This window comes from Bacillota bacterium (assembly GCA_013178305.1).
In the GTDB taxonomy this organism is placed as follows: Bacteria; Bacillota; Sulfobacillia; order JABLXB01; family JABLXB01; genus JABLXB01.
Genome location: JABLXB010000001.1, coordinates 24368 through 48665 on the forward strand (window position 1 = coordinate 24368; position 24298 = coordinate 48665).

Annotated in this window: 25 protein-coding genes; 12 read left to right on the forward strand and 13 right to left on the reverse strand. The window is 64.5% G+C overall.

What is annotated here, in order from left to right; all coding sequences use genetic code 11:
* Positions 1-6 precede the first annotated feature (6 nt).
* Both HPY55_00150 and HPY55_00155 read right to left on the reverse strand, forming a co-directional pair.
* Positions 7-921: a hypothetical protein gene (locus tag HPY55_00150; protein NPV69038.1), complete on the reverse strand. Its 915-nt coding sequence runs from the start codon at positions 919-921 to the stop codon at positions 7-9.
* Positions 922-926: 5 nt separating this feature from the next.
* Positions 927-2957, reverse strand: coding sequence for a DUF4445 domain-containing protein (locus HPY55_00155; GenBank protein NPV69039.1), 2031 nt, complete (start codon positions 2955-2957; stop codon positions 927-929).
* A 189-nt stretch (positions 2958-3146) separates the two neighbouring features.
* Here HPY55_00155 and HPY55_00160 point away from each other — a divergent pair, with 189 nt between their 5' ends.
* Both HPY55_00160 and HPY55_00165 read left to right on the forward strand, forming a co-directional pair.
* Complete coding sequence (locus tag HPY55_00160) at positions 3147-3950, forward strand: hypothetical protein (protein ID NPV69040.1); 804 nt, start codon at positions 3147-3149, stop codon at positions 3948-3950.
* A 183-nt stretch (positions 3951-4133) separates the two neighbouring features.
* Positions 4134-5177: a DSD1 family PLP-dependent enzyme gene (locus HPY55_00165; GenBank protein ID NPV69041.1), complete on the forward strand. Its 1044-nt coding sequence runs from the start codon at positions 4134-4136 to the stop codon at positions 5175-5177.
* Between the two features lie 30 nt (positions 5178-5207).
* On the opposite strand, the gene HPY55_00170 is transcribed toward HPY55_00165, so the two are convergent.
* A complete protein-coding gene (locus HPY55_00170; protein ID NPV69042.1) occupies positions 5208-6134 on the reverse strand; it encodes an EamA family transporter in 927 nt (308 codons plus the stop codon).
* A gap of 225 nt (positions 6135-6359) precedes the next feature.
* On the opposite strand from HPY55_00170, the gene HPY55_00175 reads away from it, so the two are divergent.
* The 3 genes from HPY55_00175 (at position 6360) to HPY55_00185 (ending at position 8976) form a co-directional block, all read left to right on the forward strand.
* Entirely contained in the window at positions 6360-6641 is a 282-nt protein-coding gene (locus HPY55_00175) for a winged helix-turn-helix transcriptional regulator (protein ID NPV69043.1), read from the forward strand.
* Positions 6625-7287, forward strand: a complete 663-nt coding sequence (locus HPY55_00180; protein ID NPV69044.1) for a DUF1648 domain-containing protein — start codon at positions 6625-6627, stop codon at positions 7285-7287. The genes HPY55_00175 and HPY55_00180 overlap by 17 nt, the downstream gene beginning before the upstream one ends.
* A gap of 381 nt (positions 7288-7668) precedes the next feature.
* Positions 7669-8976: an ATP-binding protein gene (locus tag HPY55_00185; protein NPV69045.1), complete on the forward strand. Its 1308-nt coding sequence runs from the start codon at positions 7669-7671 to the stop codon at positions 8974-8976.
* Here HPY55_00185 and lgt read toward each other — a convergent pair.
* Positions 8959-9705 (reverse strand): prolipoprotein diacylglyceryl transferase, encoded by a 747-nt coding sequence (gene lgt, locus HPY55_00190; GenBank protein ID NPV69046.1) that lies wholly within the window; start codon positions 9703-9705, stop codon positions 8959-8961. The two genes, HPY55_00185 and lgt, sit on opposite strands and share 18 nt — an antisense overlap.
* A gap of 86 nt (positions 9706-9791) precedes the next feature.
* Here lgt and HPY55_00195 point away from each other — a divergent pair, with 86 nt between their 5' ends.
* A complete protein-coding gene (locus tag HPY55_00195; protein NPV69047.1) occupies positions 9792-10238 on the forward strand; it encodes a hypothetical protein in 447 nt (148 codons plus the stop codon).
* On the opposite strand, the gene HPY55_00200 is transcribed toward HPY55_00195, so the two are convergent.
* From HPY55_00200 to HPY55_00230, 7 genes are all read right to left on the reverse strand, one after another.
* Positions 10235-11176, reverse strand: coding sequence for a quinate 5-dehydrogenase (locus tag HPY55_00200; GenBank protein NPV69048.1), 942 nt, complete (start codon positions 11174-11176; stop codon positions 10235-10237). The genes HPY55_00195 and HPY55_00200 overlap by 4 nt on opposite strands.
* Complete coding sequence (locus HPY55_00205) at positions 11173-11781, reverse strand: DUF1405 domain-containing protein (GenBank protein NPV69049.1); 609 nt, start codon at positions 11779-11781, stop codon at positions 11173-11175. The genes HPY55_00200 and HPY55_00205 overlap by 4 nt, the downstream gene beginning before the upstream one ends.
* Complete coding sequence (locus HPY55_00210) at positions 11778-12476, reverse strand: ABC transporter ATP-binding protein (protein ID NPV69050.1); 699 nt, start codon at positions 12474-12476, stop codon at positions 11778-11780. The genes HPY55_00205 and HPY55_00210 overlap by 4 nt, the downstream gene beginning before the upstream one ends.
* A gap of 233 nt (positions 12477-12709) precedes the next feature.
* A complete protein-coding gene (locus HPY55_00215; protein NPV69051.1) occupies positions 12710-15265 on the reverse strand; it encodes a hypothetical protein in 2556 nt (851 codons plus the stop codon).
* 53 nt (positions 15266-15318) lie between these two features.
* Positions 15319-16044, reverse strand: a complete 726-nt coding sequence (locus tag HPY55_00220; GenBank protein NPV69052.1) for a hypothetical protein — start codon at positions 16042-16044, stop codon at positions 15319-15321.
* 32 nt (positions 16045-16076) lie between these two features.
* Positions 16077-16640, reverse strand: a complete 564-nt coding sequence (locus HPY55_00225) for a hypothetical protein (GenBank protein NPV69053.1) — start codon at positions 16638-16640, stop codon at positions 16077-16079.
* 175 nt (positions 16641-16815) lie between these two features.
* Positions 16816-17292, reverse strand: a complete 477-nt coding sequence (locus HPY55_00230; GenBank protein NPV69054.1) for an NUDIX domain-containing protein — start codon at positions 17290-17292, stop codon at positions 16816-16818.
* Between the two features lie 333 nt (positions 17293-17625).
* Between HPY55_00230 and HPY55_00235 the strand changes: the two genes are divergently transcribed.
* Genes HPY55_00235 through HPY55_00250 form a run of 4 tightly spaced genes read left to right on the forward strand, consistent with a single transcriptional unit; the run spans position 17626 to position 20222 of the window.
* Positions 17626-18222 (forward strand): sigma-70 family RNA polymerase sigma factor, encoded by a 597-nt coding sequence (locus tag HPY55_00235; GenBank protein ID NPV69055.1) that lies wholly within the window; start codon positions 17626-17628, stop codon positions 18220-18222.
* Positions 18219-18752 (forward strand): hypothetical protein, encoded by a 534-nt coding sequence (locus tag HPY55_00240; protein NPV69056.1) that lies wholly within the window; start codon positions 18219-18221, stop codon positions 18750-18752. Before HPY55_00235 ends, HPY55_00240 begins: the two co-directional genes overlap by 4 nt.
* Positions 18749-19297 (forward strand): PspC domain-containing protein, encoded by a 549-nt coding sequence (locus tag HPY55_00245; GenBank protein NPV69057.1) that lies wholly within the window; start codon positions 18749-18751, stop codon positions 19295-19297. The genes HPY55_00240 and HPY55_00245 overlap by 4 nt, the downstream gene beginning before the upstream one ends.
* A gap of 1 nt (position 19298) precedes the next feature.
* Positions 19299-20222, forward strand: a complete 924-nt coding sequence (locus HPY55_00250; protein ID NPV69058.1) for a hypothetical protein — start codon at positions 19299-19301, stop codon at positions 20220-20222.
* Positions 20223-20654: 432 nt separating this feature from the next.
* On the opposite strand, the gene HPY55_00255 is transcribed toward HPY55_00250, so the two are convergent.
* Positions 20655-21572 (reverse strand): EamA family transporter, encoded by a 918-nt coding sequence (locus HPY55_00255; GenBank protein ID NPV69059.1) that lies wholly within the window; start codon positions 21570-21572, stop codon positions 20655-20657.
* Between the two features lie 124 nt (positions 21573-21696).
* The gene (locus tag HPY55_00260) at positions 21697-22035 is read right to left on the reverse strand and encodes a carboxymuconolactone decarboxylase family protein (GenBank protein ID NPV69060.1); all 339 of its coding nucleotides are present in this window, start codon (positions 22033-22035) and stop codon (positions 21697-21699) included.
* Positions 22036-22204: 169 nt separating this feature from the next.
* Between HPY55_00260 and HPY55_00265 the strand changes: the two genes are divergently transcribed.
* Positions 22205-22906, forward strand: a complete 702-nt coding sequence (locus HPY55_00265; protein ID NPV69061.1) for a hypothetical protein — start codon at positions 22205-22207, stop codon at positions 22904-22906.
* Entirely contained in the window at positions 22899-24209 is a 1311-nt protein-coding gene (locus HPY55_00270; GenBank protein NPV69062.1) for a homoserine dehydrogenase, read from the forward strand. The genes HPY55_00265 and HPY55_00270 overlap by 8 nt, the downstream gene beginning before the upstream one ends.
* Positions 24210-24298 lie beyond the last annotated feature (89 nt).

Sequence of the window (24298 nt, forward strand, 5' to 3'; positions counted from 1 at the left end):
GCGCCGCTACCCTGCGGGCCGGACGTGGTATCTTCCGTATTCGACCAGGGCCTTCCTGAAGGCAAGTATGTGCGCGATGGGCAGGGCGGTCCTCACCACGCCGCTCGAGCTCGACAGGATGAACCCCCCGCCCGGGGCGCCGGCGGAGATTGCCTCGCGGACAGCGTCCTCTACTTCGCCGGCGGGTGACACCGCAAGCCTCTCCACCTCGACGTTCCCCATCAGGCAGACGCGCTCGCCATAGGCGCGCTTGAGAGAGCGGAGGTCCATCCCCGCCGACGGTTCCAGCGAGTGGATTACCTCAAACCCGAGGGAAACCAGGTCTTCAAACACCGCGTTCAAGTCCCCGTCGGAATGGAAGAAAGGTACACAACCCGCGTGCTTTATGGCGGTCACCATCTCGCCAAGCCGCGGAAACAGCAGCACTCTGAGATCGCGCGGCGACAGGTACGTCCCGCCCGAGTATGCGATGTCGTCTCCGATGAGGATGCCGTGCGCGCCGGAATCGACGGCCTCAAGCGCGGCCGAGGTGTTCCGGGCAATCGCGGCGGCGATGCCTTCCTGGATTGCCGGGCGATCGAGCCTGAGGCCCAGCATGAACCGGTCGAAGCCCATGCCGGACATGCACTCGTAGAAGCCGCCCCCCACCACGCAGAGGACGAACGCGTCGGTCTCGAGCCGGTAGCGCCTGACGCGATCCTCGAACCCGGGCGCGCCGGCATTCACTGGAGCGATGTCCATCCCGAGAGCGTCAATGGCTTCCATCTCCAGTTCGATCGAGAGCCGGTCCGGCTTCCCGCCTTTCATCTCGCTAAGCAGGTTACGCGCGGCGCCGGCCTCGATCCCGAGTTCACCCCAGGGGACCCTGTCCGGTTCCCGCTCCCTGCGTATCGCCATCATAACTCGTTCGAATCGTGTCATGGTCTTCAGTGCCCGCCCACGCCGGGCGCGGGGAACTCGATGTTCCTTACGAAGGCATCCTGGAACGAAGGCATCGCCGAGAGTTCCACGTGCTCGGCGGTTGACGCTATCCGCGCCGCCCTCCGGCGCGCCTCCACCGAGAGGAGGTACAGCTGCGCCCCGGTCCCCGCGGCGTTGCCGATGGCCCTTACGCGAGAAACGTCCACAGCCGGCAAGAGTCCGAGGCCCACGGCGTCATCGGGCCTGATATGATTGCCGAACGCCCCTGCAAGGCACACCACATCGAGGTCGCCGGTCGCGATTCCGGCCCGCTCCATCAGAAGCTCGATCCCCGTACGTATGGCGGCCTTTGCGAGCTGGAGCTGCCGCACGTCCCTCTGAGTCAACTGGACGGGGTTCCCCGCGGCGTCCCTGCCGAGGACATAGCCACTTGCCATGACGTCGCGGTCGCTGAACCTGCCGCGCGGGTCAATCACACTGGCGAGAAGCATTTCGCGAACGGCGCGGATGAGCCCCGAGCCGCAGAGCCCCCTGGGAGGGCCCCCGCCCAGCACGGTCACGCTGTCCGGTACACCCGGGGAGCCCGCCCCACGGGAGAGGCGGACGTCGACTATCGCCCCTGGAGCCGCCCTCATCCCGGACGCGATCTGCCCGCCCTCGAACGCCGGCCCTGCTGCGGTGGAGCATGCCAGCAGCCGGTCGCCCTTCTTTAGCAGGACCTCACCGTTGGTCCCTATGTCGACCGCCAGCCAGGTGCCGGACGGATCGAGTGCCTCCACGACCGTCCCGACAGCCACAGTGTCGCCACCCACGTACCCCGCTATCCCCGGGGCGATCCACACCTCGGCTTCGGGGTGGATCCCCAGCCCGAGGTCCCCGGCCGTGTACGTAAGGGGTTCGAGTACCGGGGGGATATACGGTGACCTGCCGAGCGCCTCGGGGTCTATACCGAGGAAGAAAGACGACATGCACGTATTCCCCACGACGCTGGCAGCGACGATCTGGCCGGCGGTGATGCCCGCGGTCTCGGCCAGCCTCGCGATCAGCATGTTGAACCCGCGGAGCACCAGGAGACGCATCTCCTCGACGCCACCCGCTTTGGCGGAAGAGTAGGTTATTCGCGAAATCAGGTCGGCCCCGGCACTCACCTGCGGGTTTGTCGTGGAAAGCGCGGCGACGGTCGCAGGGCCGCGCGCGGCCGCGTCCCCCGGCCACCCGAGGTCGAGGAGGTAGGCGGCAAGCGTGGTGGTCCCGACATCCAGAGCGAGCCCCCAGGGGCCTGGAGCCGGGGCGCCATCACCAGTAACGTGGGGCACCACACTCACGACGCGGTTCAAACCCGCCGTAACCGACACCCTGCCGCTTTCAGCCCTCAATGCCCGGGGGATGCTGCGAAGTGATGAAAGCCCGAATTCTAGGCTACCCCTGGATCGGTCCGGCCACTGGGCCGCCCGTCCCGCGAACGTCGCCCCCAGGGCGGTCTTCAGCCTCGAGAGGTCGTCCTTCTGCGATGCAAGGGACGGCGCCTCGACCGTAACCTCGGCGAGACGTACGCACGGGCTGTACTCGAACGGGGCGGGGACCTCGCCGAGCGGGGCGCCGCGCGAGCCGCCGTGCGAGGCCTGCAGGCTCCCCCGGAGAAGCGATACGGCGGGAATGGTAGCGGCTGTATCCTTGCCCCCGGCGAACTGCGCCCCGGCCGGGGCGTCGAGAGTGACCACGACATCCCCCTCGATCAAGGCCCTGCACGCGAGCCTGAATCCCGCCGCCAGCGCGGCGTCGCCGAGCCGTTCTCTCTCGGATGGGTCCGGAGGCGACAGCTGCCCGTCAACCTTGACGGCACACCGGCCGCACACTCCCCTCCCACCGCACGGCAGGTCGAACACCGCAACACGGGAGATAGCCTCGGCCAGGGACGTCCCCCTGTCCACCACGATGCTTCGCCCTTCCGGCATCAGCACGACGCGCGTCGTCGTGCCGGCCGGTCCGCCTGGTCCCGGTATCATGAGCCCCGCATCCCTCCAGCCCCGCTTCATAGAATGCCCATCAGCGACACACCGTCAGATTCTGCCCACAGCGCACCGGAACCTCTTTCAGCGGTTTCCGGGCCAAGCCTAAAACGCCGGTGGCGGCCATACCCTCTAACGGGTATACCCCCGCGGGGCGCAGTGTTCTTGCATCGCCCGCGGGGCAGCACCCAACATGGGCGAGGTGGTGTGAGTAAGATGTTCGGGGGGTCCCTTTTTCGCGCGAGCCTGCTCGGGGCCGCCTCCGGCGTACTCGGCACCGGGCTGGGAGGCCTGCTCGCCGCCATGTACCGGGAACCCGACCGGAAGGCATTCGCGGCAATGGTGGGATTCTCCAGCGGGATGATGCTCGCGGTGACCTTGCTCGACCTCATCCCCGAGGCCACGAGAGCGTCCCCGTTGGCCGGCCTCATTGGCACGTTCGCGGGAATACTCGCGATGGCTGCGACCGACATGGCCCTCCCCGCGGGTGGTCGCGCAGAACAGCCCCACGACTACCCGCTGCGGCCGGGGCACCGGTGGAGGCCAGTCACTCGCCAGCAAAGGCCCCTCGCGCGCCTGGCGGGCTATCTTCAGGCGGGCATCGTTGTCGGGCTGGGGATAGCCGCCCACAACTTCGCGGAGGGCCTGGCCGTGGGGTCAGGTTATGTTGCGACCGTCCGGCTCGGGCTCAAGATCGCGGTTCTCATCGGACTGCACGACGTGCCGGAAGGACTGGCGATGGCGACCATGCTGAGGCTGGGGGGCGCATCCCAGCCGGGAGTCGTCCTCGCGGCGGCTGCAGCGGGGCTTCCGATGGCCCTCGGGGCCCTGGTGGGAGCCATGATCGGCGAGATCTCCAGGGCCGGCCTGGCGCTTTCACTCGGGGCCGCCGGGGGCGCAATGCTGTTCATCACAGTACGCCTGTATCCGGAAGGGATCAGCCTGTCCTACGGCCACGCGCTGGTCTCAGGCACTATCGTCGGCCTAGCGTCAGGCGCTTTCCTCGTCGTGGCGATGTGACCTGTGGCGATGTGACCTGTGCGATGCGACCCGCCCCCAGGCGTTCCTCCGCTGCGGTATCCCCTGTATAATGTAGGTGTTGCAGTAAACTGACACGGGAGATGGTGCGCGTTGAACCACGAACGAATTCCCACGCCGTATCTCGCAGTTGACCTGAATGCCGTGAAAAGGAACCTGGCTCGGATGAAGGAGTTCGCCGGGTCGACGGGCGTGAACGTGAGACCCCACGCCAAGACGCACAAGTCGCCCGATGTCGCGCGGCTCCAAATCGACCACGGCGCTGCAGGGATCACTTGCGCAAAGCTCGGAGAAGCCGAGGTAATGGTGCATAACGGTATCGCCGACGTACTCATCGCGAACCAGGTGGTCGGGGAGGACAAGCTCGCCCGCCTCGCCGGTCTCTGCCATCTGGCAGACGTCAAGGTGGCGGTCGACTGCGAGTCCAACGCGCGGGCGCTGTCCGAGGCGGTCTCGCGGGCGGGCTCGAGGGCGGGCGTGCTCGTCGAGGTTGACGTCGGAATGAAGAGGTGCGGCGTCCGCACTGCCGCGGACGCGCTGCGCCTGGCCTCGCTCGTTGCGTCTCTGCCAGGGCTGGAGTTCAAAGGGCTGCTCGGTTACGAGGGTCATGCCGTCATGCTGGCGCCGCGGGAGGCGCGGCGCGAGGCATGCCATACCGCGAATGAAGTGATCGGCGGTACGCGGCGCCTGCTGGAGGATCATGGCCTCACGTGTGAAATAGTGAGCGGCGGCGGGACGGGGACGTACGACATGACAGGCGCGCACGAAGCCTTCACGGAGATCGAGCCCGGGTCCTACGTGTTCATGGACACGAAATACTCGTCATTGGACTTGCCGTTCGAACAGGCGCTTTACGTGGTGACGACCGTGATCAGCGTCCCTGAGCCGGGCCTCTGCGTGGTGGACGCGGGCCTGAAGTCCATGACAACGGAGTTCGGGCTGCCGGAGCCCTCCGCGTGGCTGCCGGCCGGTTCGCCGGCCGCTGCGCCAGCCCCACTGTCGCCCGGCTCGGTACGGGTCGTACGCCTCTCCGAGGAGCATGCCTGTCTCGACAATCCCGCCGGCTTGCCAGTATCACTGGGCGACCGGCTGTTCTTCAAGCCGAGCCACATATGCACCACGGTGAACCTCCACGACTTCTACCACGTGTTCGCGGACGGCAGGTTCTGCGGAAGGTGGAGGATCGAGGCGAGAGGCGCGACATACTGACCCGAGGCACCGCGCAAGAGCCGGTCGCGCTCAATCGCCGGTGCGGACAGCGGGGGCCGGGCGCACACCCGACCTGACCTGCGTCACGCCCGCGACTATGAGGATCGCGCCCAGCATCTGGACGAGCACCCACCGTTCTCCGAGGAACATCAACCCGCCGATACTCGCTATCACCGGGCTGATGTTCTGGTACACCGCGGTTCGCGCGCTACCTATACGCTTGACCCCCCAGCTCCAGAGAATATAGCCGAGCGAGATCGGTACCAGGGCGGAGAACGACAGCGCGCCCCACGACAACGGTGTCACCGAGACCCAGTCCTGCCGTTGAAGCGCTGGAACCGACAGCAACACGAGCGGGCCGGTCCCCATAGCCATGGTCAACGCCGTCGCCTTCAGCACCGAGTACCCTCCGAGGAGAGGCTTCATCAGCACCGTATACAGCGACCAGCATAGCGTCGCCCCGACTATCAGCAGATCTCCTGCAAGAGTACCTTGAGCCATGTCGACGCCGCGCCCCCCAGTGGTTACCAGGAGGACACCGGCGAGCGAGATCATGATCCCCGACCAGGCGCGCATGGTGTAGGACTCCCGCCCCATGTACTGGGTGATGAATGCTACGAAGGCGGGCATCGTGGCCAGGATGACCGAGGTCTTCCCCGCCAGCGTCAGGTTCAGTCCCTGTATGAACAGGTACTGGTAGAGCGTGTGACCGACGAGGCCCGTGGCGATGAACCACTTGAGGTCGGACGGCTGGACCCGCAAGTCCCTTTCGATCAACCATAGCATAGACAGGAGCACGACAGACCCCACGCTGAGTCGTACCGAGTTCAGGGCCAGCGGCTGCATGTTACCGAGTGTGTGCTTCAGGATGACGTGGTTCATACCCCACGAAACGGCTACCCCGATCATCCCGAGGTCCACAATCCTCGGCGGACCGCCGCCCGATGTCCCGGACATGTGCCAGCGCTCACCCTTCCACGCGGTATCGTCTCAACCAGACCGGATCATACCCTTCGCTTCGCGACGCGTTATTCCTTGCGGCAGGCCGCAGCCTGCCGCAGCCCCCGAAAACCCCACACGAAAACCCCGGCGGTATTGACACCTTCTCCATCGCGTTGTACTCTAATGCTGATATTTAGACGATTGGCTAAATGTCTAACGCCTGTGCCAGGGAGGGATATCATGAAGAACGTGTTCTTCGCCCTGTCCGACTCGACCAGGCGTGAGATACTCGAGTATCTGAACGAGGGCGACATGACGGCCGGCGAGATAGCCGACAAGTTCGACATATCGAAACCCTCCATCTCACACCACCTGAATATACTCAAGGAAGCGGGCCTGGTCACTGTCGAAAAGCAGGGGCAGTTCATGAGATACAGCATCAACACCACGGTTTTTGAGGATGTGGCAAGCTGGGTGATATCAATGATGGGAGGTCGGAAGCGTCATGCAAGGCGCGACTAGGTTCAAGTCCTTCCGGGGAAGCCTGCCGCTCGTGCTGGTGACGCTCGCCTGTCTCGCGATCGGGTTGTGGGCGTACCCCAGGCTTCCCGACAAGGTGCCAACGCACTGGAACTGGCGCGGTGAGATCGACGGCTGGTCGGGTAAGACGTTCGCCGTGTTCTTCCTGCCGGCGCTGATACTGGCGCTAATCGGGCTGTTCGGCCTGCTCCCGGCCCTTGACCCATTCAAACAGAACTACGAGAGATTCGCGGGCGCCTACAGCGTCATCAGGGCCGTGATAGTCCTGTTCTTCAACGCCGTGTACCTGGTGAGCATACTGGCGGGCCTGGGATACCTGATCGACACGTCCCTGGTTGTCAGGCTGGGAATCTCGCTCATGTTCATAGCGCTCGGCGACCAGATGGGCAGGCTGAAGCAGAACTGGTTCATCGGTATCAGGGTGCCATGGACGCTGGCAAGCGAGGAAAACTGGAGGAGGACGCACCGCTGGGGGGGCCGCACCATAGTGCTCGGTGGCGCGTTGTCGCTGTTGGCCCTGCCGTTCAACACCCCGGTTGCGGCCGCAATTCACTTCGGTCTGGTGATCGGCGGCATCGTGGCGCCTGTCGTATATTCGTACGTCCTGTTCAGGCAGGGTGTCAGGTGAGGGAGTTCGCCTCGTTGAGTTCATCAGCCGATGGCGCAAGTGAAAACGGATTATTGAAGGTAATGGGGCTAATACGAACGAACTACCATGGCAAAGACTAACAGGTAAGATAAGCGTATTCCGCATGGCGTGCTCCGCAACAAGAGGAATCAACTTCGGGGGTGAGCGGAAATGGAGGGACAGCTCACGTTCGGAGGGTTTACTTCTGCCGGCAACCGGCTTCCGCCGGGTCTGGTAGACCACCTGTACTCAGTTAACCCATGGTGGAGAGGCCGCCCTGGACCGCTCGTGCCGGCATTTCGCCGTTGGCTCTTTGACCGGATGGTACGGTCTCTCTGTGGCGGCATGACCCCGGCGGTTGTGCTTCGTGGCCCGCGGAGAGTGGGGAAAACGGTTTTGCTGCGCCAGATCATCGAGCACTTCCTCGATACTGACGTAGATCCGGCCAGGATCCTGTATGTTCCGTTCGACGAGCTCAAGGTCATAAAGGAGGTTGAAGAGCCTATCCTCGCTGTTGCCCGTTGGTTCGAGGATACGGTGTTGGGCAGGACGTTTAACGAATCGGCCAGGGACGGATCGCCTGCCTACCTGTTCTTCGACGAGGTCCAAAACCTCGACAACTGGGCGCCACAGGTGAAAAGTCTTGTAGACAATCATACCGTAAGGGTGCTGATCACGGGGAGCTCGTCCCTGAGGATAGAGGGTGGGAGAGATAGCCTCGCCGGTCGCATAACGACACTCGAGTTGGGGTCATTCCTGCTGCGCGAGATCGCCGGCATCCGGTTCGGTTATTCAGGCAAGCCTGTACTTGAGGACAACGGCCTCGATAATCTCGGGAAAATAGAATTCTGGCGCGCTGCGAGGGGCCTCATCAGCAGCGACATTGAGACGCGGTCGAGAGCGTTTGCAGCTTTCTCGGATCGCGGAGGCTATCCGGTAGCCCACGAGCAGTCTGGACTGCCTTGGCCCGAGGTGGCTCACTACCTGAACGAGACAGTGGTCAAGAGGGCTATTCAACACGACCTCCGCCTGGGAGCCCGGGGCAAGCGCCGTGATGAGAAACTGCTTGAGGAGGTATTCCGGCTCGCGTGCAGGTATGCGGGGCAGGCGGCCGGACAGGCAGTGATGGTCCCGGAGATCCAGCAGGCTCTGGCTGGAAACATCGGCTGGACCCGGATTCTGGACTATCTAAGATTTCTCGACGGCACCCTGCTGATCCGCCTTATTCAGCCTCTTGAACTGCGTCTGAAGAAAAAGAAGAGCCCGGCGAAGATATGTCTCTGCGACCACGCGCTGCGGGCTAGCCTCCTGCAGGAAGTGGTCCCGCTGGACCCCAATGAACTGGCGGCCAATCCGCATCTGACTGATATCGCGGGCCACCTGGCAGAGAGCGTGGCCGGCTACTTCCTATCGTCCATACCTCACCTTGATGTTGCCCACTCTCCCGCCCGTGGCGCCGAACCTGAAGTCGACTTCGTCTTGACGATCGGCACGCGCCGGGTACCTGTCGAAGTCAAGTATCGTCGCCGTATCGATGCCCATGAAGACACGCGTGGATTGAGGGCTTTCATTGAGAAGACGGCTTACAACGCCCCCTTCGGCATACTGGTCACGCAGGAAGACGGGGTCGATGTCCCAGATCCCCGCATCGTTCCACTGTCGTTGTCGGGACTACTTTGGCTCCGGTGAGTCGCTCCGCCGGTCCAGCCTGTAGAACCAGTACAGCGCGACCGCCACTATCAGGATGCTCGCAGCCTGTGCATAGGTCAGCGGACCGAGGTAGGCGGACTCCCTGAAGAACTCCACGAAAAACCTGATCACCGAATACATCAGGAGGAAGAGCGTGAACACCTGTCCGTCAGCCTTCATCTTCGACCTGACGGACCACAACAGGGCAAACAGCGCAAACGCCGCGATCGATTCGTAGATCTGGGTCGGATACCTGAGCCCGGGAGCATATCGCGTGAGCACGCCCCACGACCCCGAGGTGGGAACTCCGTAGCAGCAGCCGTTGAAAAAGCAGCCCCAGCGCCCGATCCCGATCCCGAGCGCAACGGAGGGGGCGAGTGTATCTGCGAGCGTGTAGAACGAGACCCCCCTCTTCCTGCAGAACCACAAGGCGACGATGACACCAGCCGCAAGCGCCCCATGGAGCGACAATCCTTCCTCGGTTATGTTAAGGATCGTCCAGGGGTTGGAAACGTAGAGACCCAGGTTGAGAACCACGTAGAGTGCGTGGCTCACAATTACCCCGGCCAGGAGCGTCACCAGCAGGAAGTCATACATCCACTCCCCGCCGATACCCTTGCGCTCGGCCTCGCGCGAGGCCAGTATGGAGCCGGCCACGAACGCCAGTCCGAGCATGAGCCCGTACGAGTGCACAGATACAGGTCCCCATCTCGCGATCACTGGATACATCCGATTCACCCTTCTCCGCCGCGGGGCTACAGTTCCTGGATAATCAGCCTGGGATTGGGCACATTAGGAATCCGGAGGCGATTCCTTTGAAGTCCAGGTCCTGGCCGCTCGTCGTCATAGTCGTGGTGCTGTTGTCAACCGTTGCGTCAATAGCCCTTATCGTAACAGACGCGCTTCCCGCCGGCCATGGCGGCTCCCCCGTTCGACCGTGGGACATCCGCGGCATGGTCAGGGAGGCCATCCAGGACATGCTCCGCAGCGATGAAACGCGGTTGATGCTCGAGTCCATGATGCCCGAAACCGTCCTCGACAGGCAGGCGCTCGTCAAGCAGATGATCGACGCCATCTCCACGTCCGAGGAGGCGCGCAAGGCGCTCAGGGACGCCCTCTACACCCCGGAAGCGCGCGAGGCGTTCGCCGCTGCCTTGAAGTCCCCGGAGGCCGAGAGGGCCATCAGGGAGCTCCTGTCCTCCCCCGGGATGCGGAAGATGGTCGCCGACCTCGTCCGCGAGTCGATGCGCCAGGGCTACTAGCATGGCCACCCGGCGCACCCGGCAAGCGCCTCGCCTCGCTCCACCCTGAACCGCAGGCCGAGTCGCTCCCACATCTCAAGGTACTGCCGCCGGGGGATCCGCTCAGGGGGCCTGCCGTCCAGGGCGGAAATCAGCGCCTCGAGGACGTTGGCTCCATACGACCTCCCGTCGATGCCGGGAGAGGTGGTGGCCACAAATGCGGCACCCCTCGCGAGCGCCTCATCGATTTCCGCCTGCGTGGCCGTGCTCAACACGACCGTCTTCCCCCGGAGATCGAGGGGCATGGCCCTCCACAACATGTAAGAATCGCCCGCGAGGACGTCCGCCCCGGAGAAGTCGGGCCCACGCCGCAGGCCGGCCGTCTCCACGCGCCTGCCGGGCTGTATGCGGCTCGGGTACAGGTACCTCAGCGGGACGTGCCGCAGGACCGGCATGGTCACCCTGGCCGCCACCGCGAACCGCCGTAGACCATTAAACACGAACGGGAGGCGAAGCGCAAGCGCGGCGTCGCAGACCCCCACCTCGCAGCCGGCGCGTTCAAGCGCTGCCGCCAGGTCCCAGCGGTCCAGCGCCGAGGCTACGAGGGCCTTCCTTCCGTGGAACCGTACGCCGCACCGTTGGAGCTCGTCAACGATCGACGGCTCGATGTACTCTTTCACGAACGCCCCGTCGGCGACAGGGGAAGAGCGCGCGTACTCGCGCAGTACCCACCCCTCGCGGATCCTGTACCTGGATGCGCCCGCCCTGTAATAGAGGTTCACGCCGCCGAGGCCGAACGCGTCGACCCTGCCATCGTATCGCCTGATGATGTCCTGAGCCCGGCGTATGTCGCCGCCCGTGCCGCGCCGTTCCACGAGCACGCGCTCACCGGCTGCGGAGACCTCAGCCGAGTGATCGCGTGCGGGGTCGCCGAGGCTTACGCTCATCACCCACTTCATCCGGCGCCCAGCTCCGTGGATCGGTCCCTGCCCCAGAGGATGAGTCCCAGGATCACGATGTACGTGCTCGCCATACTGACCACGCGGACCGACTGGTAGAACTCCATCATCGGGAGTGTCGGGTGAAAACCCCTGAAATAGTCCATGTAGTCGTTGAACACAGACCACAACCCGCACGCGAGTATGGCGGGCCTGCCCGGGGAGAAGTACCGTGAGAACAGGACCGCCTCGATCGCCATGCCGAAGTGGCTCGCGAAGAGGAACATCTCCTCGGGAAATGCGGCCTTACGAGCGATCCAGGCCTGGGCGAACACGAACATCGTCCAGAACCCGTATTTTAGCATAGAGATATACGCTACACCCTCGAGCGGGCGGAACCGCTTTCTCGCGTAGATCAGTATAAGGACAAAACTGAATAGCAGGCACGAAAGTGGAGAGTCGGGGACAACCGGCCAGTACCTGAGCGCGGTACCGGCCAGTTGCTCCTTGTACCAGTTGAAACCGTACAACGAACCCAGCAGATTCACCGGAATGAGCAGGGTAAGCCACCGCCTGTCGCGGGGGACGCTCATCAGGAAATCCCAGGCACACTGGATAACTCTCACTGTGTGTTGCCGCCTCCGACACCGGCTCCCGCGTTGGTCTCGTCGCTGACCACACGGCCGTCGCGCAGGCGTATGATCCGCCTGCAATGCGCCGCGACGTTCTGGTCGTGCGTCACGACCACGACGGTCATGCCCGCCGCGTTCAATCCCTTGAATATCGAGAGTACCTCGTCGCCAGCCCTTGAGTCCAGGTTCCCTGTAGGCTCGTCCGCCAGCAGGATCGACGGGTTCGAGCAAAGAGCCCGCGCGATGGCGACCCTCTGCTGCTGGCCACCCGAGAGCTGGTTTGGCCTGTGGTGCGTCCTCGAATCCAGGCCAACGGACGCAAGCGCTTCCAAGGCCCGCTCGAGCCTGTCCCTGACCGGGATGCCCCTGTATACGAGCGGTAGCGCGACGTTCTCCATCGCGGTCAACCTCGGTAGGAGGTTGAACGACTGGAACACGAAACCGATCCGCCGGTTGCGGATGTGCGCGAGTTCGTTATCGTCCTTCTCGGTCACGTCCTCGCCGGCCAGCAGGTAAGTGCCGGAACTCGCGCGGTCGAGGCAGCCGATTATGTTCATCAAGGTCGACTTTCCCGAACCAGACGGTCCCATGATCGCGGTCATCTCCCCCTCGTTCACCACGAAGTCGACTCCCGCGAGCGCCTGCACCTGCACCTCGCCGATAGTGTAGATCTTGGTGATGCCGCTCATCTCTATAACGGGCGTGGCGCAACCCCCCTGACCCTCCGGCCGGCGCAAACGACCGTCTCCACCGCATCTGCCCGGCCGTCTCGGCTGCCCGGCCCGGCCGCCCGGGCGACGGCCGGCGGCCTCCCTAGTTCTTGGCTTCCCACGGCGGAATTCCTTCCGGAACATCCTTACAGCACTCACGGCCAGCGCCGCAGGGTCCGAGACGCCCACCGTCGCGCATTCAGCCACGCCGCCTATCCGGTTACAGCCGTGGCCACCACCTTGACGCTGGTGGAGCCCGTGTAGGTCCTGGTCACCGACACTCTTCCGCCCGGCCGCTTGAAGGTCAGCCTCACCCTGGCGGCCGCCTTGACCTCGAACACCCCCGGCCTCTGCCAGGCCACCCGGAATTCCCGGCCGGGCTCAACGGTGATGACCTGCTTCGCCTCGGCGCCGGACGGCGACGCGTCCACCGACACCCGGAACACCGCAGGGCGACCCGTCACCCACATCTGAGGCCCGGAAACAACGACTCTGACGCCGGGGTCCGGACCACCCGCGGTGAACTCCAACGGTTCCGCGGACGCGTCTTCGCCGGCGGTGACGTCCCACGTCTCTTCCCTCAGCACCTTGCCGCGGGAATCCCTCGACCGCGCGCGCACGCAATACCTGCCCGGCCGCTCGAACGAATGCCGGGCAGACGATACTGGGCCCGCTTCCTGGTCGGTAAGAGCCTGTCCGTCGCCGAAATCCCATTCCCACACGCTATGTTCGCCTGTCAGCGATGAACTTGGGACGGTTTGCCTCGACGTCCTCACAACGTGAATCGTGGGTATCCCCGTGGAGGCGTCCGCCTGCCGGGGAGTAGTGCCCGGAGTGGCATCCTGTCCGGGGACCGAGCCGGGGGCCGGTCCGTCGCCCTCGGGCGTCGCGCCGGCGCCCGCGTCGTTCCCATCGGGCTCGAAGGCGAGGGAGTACCGGACGGCGACGTCGAGCCGCTCCAACCTCCTCAGGTCACTGTCAGATCTGCATTCCCCGGTCAATCTGAATCCTATGAGTACCTTTCCGAGGTCCGAGCCGAAGCGGGCAACCGCGGCCAATGCTGAGTGTGCGGCGCCATCACCAGCCTGCCCGGGACCCGCCTGACCTACGCCCGTCTGCCCCAGGGGGATCTCCTCCCTGCCGGCCCAGGACCCATCGCGCGAGAACCGGTGTACCCACCCTTTCAGGGCGACGCCGGCGGGGGTGCCCTCGTGCGACACCCTGATCGTCAGTGTGCCGCCGTGGCCGTCCAGCGAGGCCCCGTCCACCAGGACGTACGACGGCTCCCACGCCGATGCGGAAAGGTGGCCGGTTTCCGACCATCTCCACCACTTGAGCCACCCGCTACGGAACGACGGCGTATGGGCGCACTTCACGGGGTAATAACATTCCAGCTGCGACGCAACGAATCGATGGACCTCGGGCCGCCGTACGAACGCGCCGTGGTGTGGCCACACCGCTCCCCGGAACACTCTGAACACGTCATCGGGGCACTGGGGAAGGTGCGAGGAGAGAACCTCGACGGCGCCGTCGTTTTCGCCGGTCTCCCCGGACAGCGGCAGGCTCGGCAGCAGCGCCCCGCCGGTGACGGTGACGTACCTCACCGGCTGTCCGGCGGCCCACCTCGTCGCGGTCTCGGCTTCATTCCACCGGTTCAGGAAATGGTTGGCCGGAAGCGCCTGAGACGATCGCGCCACCCTGATCTCGCGGGTGACCAGCCGGCGGAGCACCGCCGAGTCCGCCCTCAACCCAAGTCTCGAGTCGAGAAAGCCCGCTGCAATCTCCTTTCCCTTCGTGACGGCCAGGTCGCCAAGCCGGGCGGCGTAGTACGCGAGCAGGCGCAGAGCGTACTCCCGCGCGATCTGCTTGACGTCCCCGGTGAGCGGAAGCGGCGAGCGCAGCATCACGTCGGCGAGCGTACCGCCGGTCCCGGCAAACCTCACGTAGTTGTGCCTCCCAACCTCAAGCGCGATCCTCTCGTAGTAGGCCCTGGTCAGATCCTTCCCCGGGGGCGGAGCCTCCCCCATGTCCCAGTCAGGTTGCAGGGGTGGGTCCAGGGCGCCGGTGAAGCACGCGCGGTACGCGTCCGCCCTCTCCCGCTCGAGCCAGTCCTCGAACCGGCCGCGCCCAGCCGCGCCGGCGGGTCCGAGGACGCGCGTGTCCAGGAGGAAATCGCCGTACAGGGGTTCGTAGAACGTAGCCGCCCTCCTGGAAACGTAATCGAATTCGTCCCGGAACTCGGGAAATTCGCGACTAACCTGCGATTTCCCGGGTTGCTTCGCGGGCCGCGGACCGTCGAAGCGATGGGCCTCGTGCGCGATCCTGGCAAGCGCCGAGCGCAGCGCGGTCGCCAGGAAAGAGCCGTTGTTGGGAGGACTGATCATGACGAGGTTCCGGACACCGCCAGCGTATGAGGGGCTATTGACGTAGTACCGCGCGAGCAGCGCGCCCGTGCTGTGCGCCACTATGTCGACAGCCGGAATCCCCGCCCTCGCCCTCGCGAGTTCGACAAAGGCCCCAAGGCGCCGGTACAACTGCGCATAATCGCCGGCGGGATCGTCGGAGTAGTCGAGGCGGAATAGGGTGACGCCGGGCTCGTATCCCCGGCCGGTCAGGAACGAGTACAATCCACCCGTATCGTTCTCGGCGCCCCAGCACTGGTCCGGGCTCGAGAACGCGCCGTGCACGAGTACCACGGGCACGCGGTCAGCCGGTCGTCGCGTGTCCGGAAGCGCGGCCTCACACGCGCCGGAGCAGGCGATCGCCATCACGGCGCCGAGAACGGCGGTGGCCGCCACGGTCGCCACTGTGTACGCAGGTCTCAGTAGCCGCACTCCTGCACACGCTCCTTCCGCCACAGGCCGTAGTTGAAGACGTCCAGGCGCGTGACGGGCGCCCCGCTCGCGAACGCCCGCCTGAGCGACGTTTCCCAGCCGGTACCGGGCGACAACTCGAGGACCGCGCTGCCGTCACGCACGCGCGCCCCGGTCCACGCCTCGCCCGGCTTGAGCGAAACGCTCCGGCCCCCGACATCGAGCGTAACCGTGCCGTCCCGCGCCAGTTCCGAGATGGTTATCCGGGCTGAATACAACCGCATCGTATTGTCAACGAGTGGCAGTCCCCACCCGGCCGGGCCGGCGGGGGCGCCAAGCGCGTCAACTGCGCGGGCCGGCCCGGCGCCGCCACCCGGACCCGGGTATGGAGACAGGGCGGTTACCGGTCCACCGGCATCGAAATGCCAGGGCGTCTTCCGAACCCTGTGAGCCTCGCTGAGTACGCGAACCCCGGCGCATTCGACCTCGTATACCACCAGCGCGCGGGTGCTCCGGTCCGGCGCGCATTCGGGCACCAGTGGCCGCAGCGTGCGGGCGCGCTCGTCAAGCGCGACCGCGCGCGGGGCGTCTCCCTCCGGTGGTATGGCAAGCAGCCCCCGCGTGTTGGTCTCCGTGACCAGCACCAGCGCGTAATCACCGCGCGGCACCAGCGAGCCGGCCCAGGACAGGGCGAGCGTGACACCGCCCACCAGGATCACAGTGACAATGCACACCTTAAGCCAGCGTCCTATTCGGTTTCCCCCCTTCACTTCTCACCGGCCGGCGGGAATGCGCGGGCACTGCCCACGTTCACGGCACGCACCACGACCGGCGAGCCGTCCCCCGCCTCCAGCCTCTCTCCCCACGATTCGCCTACATCGAGCACCGCCCAGGATATGCCGGGCGGCCCCACCACCACGAGCGCCTTACCCTCTGAGACGCGCAGCGCGAACACGGGCACCGCCGGGGTACCCCGGCCACCCGCCGTTGCCCTCGCCAGCCCGAGCAGTCCGGCGTGCGCTGTCACGAGCCGTGTGTCGCCACCGGTCCTGTCGTACAGTACGAGCGCGAACGCGCCCCGCGACGGCCAGGCAGCGCGTCCCCGCGCGGCGGGCTGAAGAAAGAAAAGAGGCACCTCCAGTGCGGCGTCGCGCGCGGGTGTTCCCGCGCGCCCGCTACGCTCACCGTAAGGAAGCGCCTCAACGACGATAATGTGGGTCGCAGAACCGCCGGACCCCCGCGCGCCGGGCGGGGTAGCCGTGACAAACCGTACGACAAAACAAAGAGCCAGGGCTGCGATCACCTTGGCTGGAGTCTTCGTAGGCTCCACCCCTCAGATCGTCAACCACTGGCGCCCTTCATGCCTGGTGGGATTCACTACCGGTGCGGCCCGATCCTGCCTGTCGCGCACCGGCAGTCATGGAAAACGTACGACATCCGGATGCACGCTTCGACGGGGCCGTTCGCACCCGGAGGTCTGATCGCCGGGCTAGCCGCCGGTCGCCCTACTTCCGTGAGTGCCTCTCGATCAGTTCTATAGCCTTGTCCAGCACGTCGAGGTTGTTGCGGTATCCGTTGAGTCGCCTGGTTTCGACCAGATCCACCCATTTTGCGTCGCGGATCTCCGCCAGCAGCGGGACCGGCTCACGCGGCTCCGACCTCACCAGGAAGTAGTGAACCGTCTTGGAAACGAGGTCCCTGCCGGAGGTGTGGTAGAAGTAGTGGGCGCGACCGAGGCTATGCTCGATCGTTCCCTCGATCCCCGTCTCCTCCCTGAGCTCCCTCAAAGCGGTCTCCTCAACGCTTTCGCCGTCCTCGACCAGGCCCTTGGGGAACGTCCACTGCCCGAATGCGTCGTGGATCATGAGGATCCGCGGTTCACGGCCGGCCTCCCCTGCGGATTGCGACGTTACTGGCCCCACATCGACAGGCCAGTTGTCCATAAAGTATGCGATCGCGCCCGACGAAACCTCCTTGAGCATGCCATCATCCCTTTCTGTAAACTATAGCAACAACGTCCAAGAACCTGACAGTGCTCGACACATAGGCAATTCGTGTCGATCTCACATGCGAAACATAGTTTATCCACAGGTTTATACACAATCTGTGAATAACAAACGCCAGTTTGGTTGACGACCGGACACGAGCGCCAAACGTCAACCCCAATCCGGATGTGATATTCGGCAACCGGTCGAACAACCCTTCACAATCCGGCCTGCGCTGGTTAGACTGTCGAGTGTAGGGTGCGCAGCAACTGTTGACATTGAATCAGACCTTTAAGCGCTGCCTCCGTATTCACAGTTGGAGGGAATGCGGTGAACGAAGAGGAGATTATAGGCCGGTGCCTGGCCGGGGATTCAGAGGCCTTCGAAGGCCTTATCCTGGCATACCAGAAGCCGGTTTTCAGCCTCGCTCACCGCATGACGGGCAACCCGGAAGATGCGATGGATGTGGCGCAGGAGTCGTTCCTGAAAGCGTTCCGCTCGCTATCGACCTTCCGCCGGGGCAGCCCGTTCAGGCCCTGGCTCTTGAGGATAACGGCGAACACCGCAAACGACCTCATGAGACGGAGGGCGCACGTGGCGTGGATGCCGGCCGGGGGCGGACCGGAGATGGAGATCCCCGACCTGTCCGCGGGGCCCGAGGAAATGGCCGAAAGGACTGAAGAGCGTGATTCCGTGAGGGCGGCGCTGATGAGTCTGTCGCCCGAATACAGGACGGTCGTGGAGCTGTTCCACGTTCAAGGCCTGTCGCTGGCGGAAATCGTGCAGATCACCGGGTTGAACCTGACGATCGTCAAGAACAGGCTGTTCAGGGCGAGGAAGATGTTACGAGAGCGGCTCCTGCAGGAGACCGCACCGGCCGTCAGGCCGGCCGCCGGTCAGGCCGGTGGAAGAGAGGTGATAGCATGAGGTGTTTCTCGGAAGAGGAACTCGACGCATACCTGGACGGGGATGAAACGCCGGGGCTTGAGGAGCACGCCGGGCGCTGCGCCGTGTGTGCGGCCACTCTCGCAGCGATGCGAGAGATCCGCAGCAGGCTCGAGTCGCTCGATTTCGAGTTGCCACCGCAAGCGCTGGCCCCGAGAGTGATGACGGAGGTCCTGTCGAGCCCGCCGGGTCTGCGAAGCCGAATCCTGGCGGTGGCGTCGCTGGGTTCCGCGGGCGTGGCCGGTTACCTCCTGACCGGACTGATCCGGGACAGGCTGGCCACCCTGGTGGCGGCGGTGCTCGGTAGGGCGGGGGCATTCCCGTCGCTTGTGCGGCTGGCGCAGGGGATGGCGGTGGACGCCCGGACTACCCTGTGGGTCATGTTCAGGATCCCCCAGGTGGGGCTGGCCTGCCTCAGTGCGGGGCTCGCTATGGTCGGCCTGGGGCTGATAATTGCCGGGCTCTTGCGTGACAGCAGGTCGCAGATGGATTACAAGGAGGAAGTGGCATGAAGAGGCTGTACAGGTCGAGGACCGATAAGATGCTTTTCGGAGTGGCGGGTGGCATAGCAAAGTACTTCGAAGTTGACGTCGTGCTGGTGCGGCTCCTGTGGGTGCTCGCGATCCTCGCGGGCCCCGGGGTCCCCGCCTACATCATAGCGGCGATAATCATCCCCGAAGAACCCAAGTCCTGCTACCCGACCGGAGGTCGCGACGCCGGACGGGCGCCGGCCCCAAAGCCCGCCGAACAGGCTGCACCACAGGCCACTCCCGACGAAGGGCGGCCTGAGGACGGCGCCGGTCCCGGAGATGGGCAGGACGGGGGCCCGGGTGGATACGGGCAGGCGGGGGGCCGGGAGGTTTCGGGCGAGAGCGGCGGTTCCTCGAGCCGGTTGTTCGGGTACGTCTTGATACTCCTTGGCGCCTACTTCCTGGCGCGCGCTGTTCTCCCGGGCTGGTGGTGGGCGCAGTTCTGGTGGATCAGGCCCGATCACCTCTGGCCTCTCATTCTGGTGGCTATCGGAATAGCGATAATCCTCAGGAGGCAGTCGAGGTAAAATGGCAGCGCTTATCGAAGGTCTACTTTTCGTGGCCGTCGGACTCGTGCTCCTGGGCAACACGCTGGGGTACATCAGCTGGCGGGTGTGGCTGGACGCGGCGGCTTACTGGCCGGTCATCCTGATCGTCATAGGCGTCCTCGTGTTGTTGAGGCGGCGAGTGCCCGGTCTCCTCGTGTTCCTGCTGATAGTGATGATAGCGCTCAACGCTATATCACTGCCGCTGCAGTTCGCGGGGAACTGGCCGGATTACGTGTTCCGCCCGGGCAGCCCGCCGCGGCCCTTCCCGGGGGACGACAGGAGCGGGACCGTGCACGTTTCGCAGGCGCTCGAGCCCGGCGTCAGTTCTCTCGCCGTGGCGATGGACCTGGGCACCGGCAACCTGGAGCTCTCGGGTGGGACCTCAAACCTGATCGAAGGCTACCTGGACTACACCGGCGCCACACCGGTGGTGAACTACGACCGCTCCGGCGCCAGGGCCACGATGAGCATCAAGGGCGAGCACGCCTGGGGACGGCGCGACGGGACCAGGTCCAGCTGGAGGATCGGTCTCAATGAATCGGTGCCCGTCTCACTCGACATCGACGCGGGTGCCATCATTGCCGACATGAACCTGGCGACGGTCAAGCTGTCCGCTCTCGACGTCGGCATGGGCGCGGGCCAGCTCAAGATCAGGCTCGGCGACAACGGCCTCGCCACTGACGTCACGATCAACACCGGCGCGTCGGAGGTCACCGTTGTGGTCCCGTCTTCGGTGGGTATGAGGGTCAAGACCTCGAGCGCGTTCACCGAGCAGAACCTGGGATCGGCGGGGTTCGCAAAGAGTGACGGACACTGGGTGACGCCCAACTACGGTTCGTCCAAGAGCACTGTTGAGATCAGGATCTCGTCGGTGTTAACGAAGCTCAGGGTCGAACGCCCGTAGACCTGCGGGGATACCACGCGGGGCCGCGTGAAGCGCGACCCCTTTCGTTTTTCCATGCGCGATTACCGCCTCCACCAGCTGGAAATAATGTGTACGAGTGTGCGCGAATACCGGTTGATAGGGGGTGAGGGCATGGCCAGGTACGTATGTCCCAGGTGCGGCAAGACTAGCACCCTTCCGGATTTCTGTTGCGGACTAGCGATGGCGACGAAAGGATCGTATGTGTGCAGGAGCTGCGGCTCGAGTTCGTCGAGCCCCCAGTCGTGTTGCGGCCAGCAGATGACCCAGGTGTAGCAGGATGGCGACACGGGCGCAATTACAGTTCGTGATATGTCCTGGACTTCAGACGCGAGCGCACCGTCAGCGGATCGCCGGGGCGCTCGCTTTGTTGTACTACCTGCAATTGTAGCGGAGTCGCCACCGATACGTGAACTACGCGCTCGCGCGGGTTTGCGGGCTCTGCCGTGGTGTGGTCCCCCTCGCGATCACGACCCCTGTGAAGACCAGCACGGCCCCGGCGATCTGCGCACGCGAGACAATCTCGCCGAGGATCAGTGGCGCCACCACCATGGATACCGTGGGAACCAGGAAATGAAACAGCGTCGTCTTGAGCGGACCGGAGTCCCGTATGCCCTGGTACCACAGCGTGAACGAGATGACGGTTCCGCAGGCCACGACGTAGGCGAACTGCAGCCAGGTCGCGGGGGCGAGCCCGGCAAGCGCCGAGAAGTCGCCGTGGACCAGTCCGAACGGGACAAGGACCGGGAGCCCTCCCGCCATAGCGAGCGCTGTGAGCTTCAGTGGGGAGTAGCACCCGAGCAACGGTTTAGCCGTAACCGAGTAAAACGCGCTCAGGAACGCGCTGGTGAAGACCAGCAGGTTACCTGAAAGACTGCCGGACTTGGGGTCAAACCTGCCGGCCGGCGAAGCGGCGACGATCGCATACACCCCGGCGAACGCAAGGGCTGTTCCCACAAACCGGCGCGGAGCTGGGCGCTCGATTCGCAGCAACGCCGAGTACAGTCCCGCAATAATCGGGGAGGTAGCGATGAGGACCGCGGCATTCGACGCGGTCGTCCTGTGTATGCCGTATGTCCACAGGATGTTGAAGATGCCCACCCCGGCGATTCCGAGCGCCAGCACCGGCGCCAGGTGCCTGCGTTCTACGATGAGGGTCTCGCCCCTGAGCTTCAACCACACCGCCATGACGCAGGTGGAGATGGCGAAGCGCAACAGGAGGAACTGGGGCTCCGGCATCGATTTGAGGACCAGCTTCACGGTGGAATAATTGACCCCCCAGAGAAGGGCGGCGGCGACTGCCGCAGTCTCACCCTTCAACACGGAGCCCATTGCGAACCTCACCTCCGACGGGTCTCGCCCTCGGGCGGATGAGCCCCTGCCGGACGAAGCCGGTTGCAGGGGCGTGCCTTCACGGGCGGGATAAAGTCAGCCCGAGAAGGCAATGCATAATCGACTACCTGTCCTCCCAGCGTTCCAGGACTTTCAGGGCAAACCTCGCGACCACCTGGGTTACGGCTCCCCCCATGGCGACCGCACATGCCAGTGTCTCAAGCACGTCTTCCCTCGTGGCCCCGGCCGCCATGGCTGCGTCGACGTGAAACTGGACACACGGATAGCACTTGACGTTCAATGACACCGCCAACCCCATGAGTTCCTTGTACTTCCTGGGAATGGCCCCGTCCTTGAATGCGGTGACTTCAAGGTCTTCGAGGTCTTTGAACAGCCGGCCCGATTCGAATAGCTTGCGGTCGTACGTCGCGCGGTCCCTCTTGATCTCCTCAATGTCCCACATGCAGGCGTCACCTCTTTCAAGATCCATCACTGCCAAAATAATAGACCGGCTTCAACAAAATGTCAATGTCTCAACATGTCGTACGATGACACTGCCCCGGGAGTTTTGACAGGCAATTCCCGGACAAGTATGCTTGGATTCAGGACTACCGGGAAGCGAGGGAGTGCGCGTGACGGCACAAGCCGGCAAGGACCCGGACTCTGCTCCTGCAGTGCTGCCGGTCCTCAAAGCAATCGTGAGGTGCTTCGGGCCTTCGAGCGAGGCGTCGCTCGTCCGCTTGGAGGAAGATGGCCGGGCGGTCGTCCTGGCGATTGAGAACGGAAGCGTTACCGGAAGGCGCAAGGGCGACGAAGCGGGGGCTTATGCCCCGTCCCTCTGTGCCGACCTGCCTGCCGGCGAACCGGTCACCCGGGTCGTGACCGGCACGACCGGACGGAGGTTCAAGTGCACGTCGGCCAGGATCGGACCGGGACTTGCAATTTCGATCGTCATAGAAACCACTGTACTGGAGTTCATGTCCGGGTTTCTCCAGGGCCTGCTTGACACACCACCTTCGGACTGGGCAGCCCGGCCTGCAGCCGGACCCGAGCGGGACGCCGGACAGCCGCTTTTCGACCTCAGGAAGGCCCTCACCTCGATGCTTAGAGAGGCCGAAACAAGCGTGGGCCGGCCTGTCACGCTGATGACCAGGGAGGACAAGCTCAGAGTGATTGGGGAACTGGACAGGCGCGGGGTTTTCCTCCTTCGGAACTCCGTTGAGGACGTCGCGAGGGCGCTGCAGATATCGAGGTTTACCGTCTACAACTACCTTGACAGCGTCAGGCAGTCGGCGGAGGGGGGCACACAGAATGGCGGGGGAACCGATGCGTAGGTTCGGTGCGGAACAGGGTGGAACCGCGGTGGCGGTTTCTTTGCTCGGGTTCGGGGGCGTGGGCCAGGAAATATACCGCCAGATTGTATCCAGTGAACGCGAACTCCTGGCGATGTGCAGATGTCCCGTCTTCGTGCACCGGATTCTTGTCAAAGACGACGTTGAAGCATCGTCGGCCAGGACGGCAGTAGCAGACCCGGCGTCCGTTACCACTGACTTCGAAGAGACCCTCAAGGCATCCATACTGGTGGAGGCAATCGGTGGCGTCGAACCGGCCTATTCTTATGTAATGACGGGCATCGAGCGCGGTTGCTCGATTGTGACCGTTAACAAGGACCTGATGGGCGTGTATGGGCCGGCCATTCTGCGGGCGGCGCTGGAGCGGAAGGTCGTGGTCGACTACGAGGCGACGGTCGGGGGCGCGGTACCGGTACTCGGTCCAATCCGAGAGCACCTTGCACCCGCAGGCATATACCAGGTTACAGGCGTCTTCAGCGGAACGTGCAACAACCTTCTGACCCAGATGAAAGACAGGCTGCTCTCGTTGCGAGAAGGGCTCGACGCCAGCAAGAAGGCCGGCGCTACCGAACCCGACCCGAGGAGAGACACGAGCGGGCGCGATTCCGCTGCGAAGATTGCGCTCACCCTGACCGAGGCCTTCGGGTTCTGGTTCGAGCCTTCCGAAGTCGCGACCGAGGGTGTGGAGGGTGTGAGCCTGGTCGACATGGCCTTCGCCCTCGAGGCGCGCCACTGCATAAAGCTGATCGGACTTGCGCGCCGCCTGCACGGGTCCCAGTTCTGGGCAGCAGTCTTCCCGGCAATGGTCCCCGCGGACAGCCTGCTCGGCCGGGTGGAGGGGCACGATGGAGCGGTCGTGGTCAGCGGCGAGGGCTTCGGACGCGTCGTACTGCAGGGGACCGCGGCAGGCCCGCGTGCGGTGGCGGCCAAGGTCATCGCAGGCATCGCAAGAATAGCCCGGAGGGCCGGTTGCGAACCCGACTACCGAGTCCCGTCCGGGACTGCGGCTCTGACCCGGACGGAACCGACCATGCCCCACTACGCCCGATTACGTGGGGACGCCTTGCCGTCACCGCGCCTCGCCGACCTCGTGCTTTCGGAGTTTGCCGGCCGGCGTCTCACCCCTACCTGGCACAGGTCCGAAACCAGCGACGGCGGCGTCGACCTCGCGGTGTTTCTTCCCCCATGCACCAGGGATGAACTGCATGGCGTTCTCCAGGCCCTGAAATCGGTCCACGGTATATCTACATGCGCGATCTACAGGGTTATCGACGACTCCGTGTGATGCCGGGCTCTCGCAGCCCGGCCTCGCCGAGTATCCCCGGGCCCAAGCCGCCCACGAAAAGCCCCCGCCGTAGTGCAGTGGCGGGGAGC